The following is a 461-nucleotide window of genomic DNA, read 5'->3' as shown; positions in this document are numbered from 1 at the left end:
AAAATACTAGGCATTGAAGACACACCGATCCCTATTGACGGCCTGTGCGTGCGTATTGGCGCAATGCGTTGTCATAGCCAGGCCTTAACGATCAAGCTGAAGAAAGATATTTCAGTGGAAGAGATTGAGCAAAAATTAGCGAAGGCGAACGACTGGGTTAAGGTTATTCCGAATGATCGTGAGCAAACGATTAATGAGCTTACACCTACTGAAGTAACTGGTACGCTAAGCATTCCTGTTGGTCGTATTCGTAAGCTTACAATGGGGCCGGAGTATATTTCAGCGTTTACTGTAGGTGATCAGCTACTATGGGGTGCTGCTGAACCTCTAAGAAGAATGTTACGCATCTTGTTAGAACAGTAGTTAGCTCTGATTGAGCCATATTTTCAGTTTTACATAAACAATATGGCTCAATTCTTCCTCCCTTCTTGTACTACCTCTCATACTTCACGTTTTTACCG

1 protein-coding gene is annotated in these 461 nt (G+C 43.0%); it reads left to right on the top strand.

Features of this window, described 5'->3' with window-relative positions:
- Positions 1-363 (top strand): aspartate-semialdehyde dehydrogenase (locus tag A3756_RS05985; protein WP_156490307.1); only part of this gene is annotated, 363 nt, incomplete at its 5' end.
- Positions 364-461 lie beyond the last annotated feature (98 nt).

It is taken from the genome of Oleiphilus sp. HI0086, from assembly GCF_001635225.1.
Note: the sequence above shows the minus strand (reverse complement) of the source record. Positions and strands in the feature narration are given on the sequence as shown.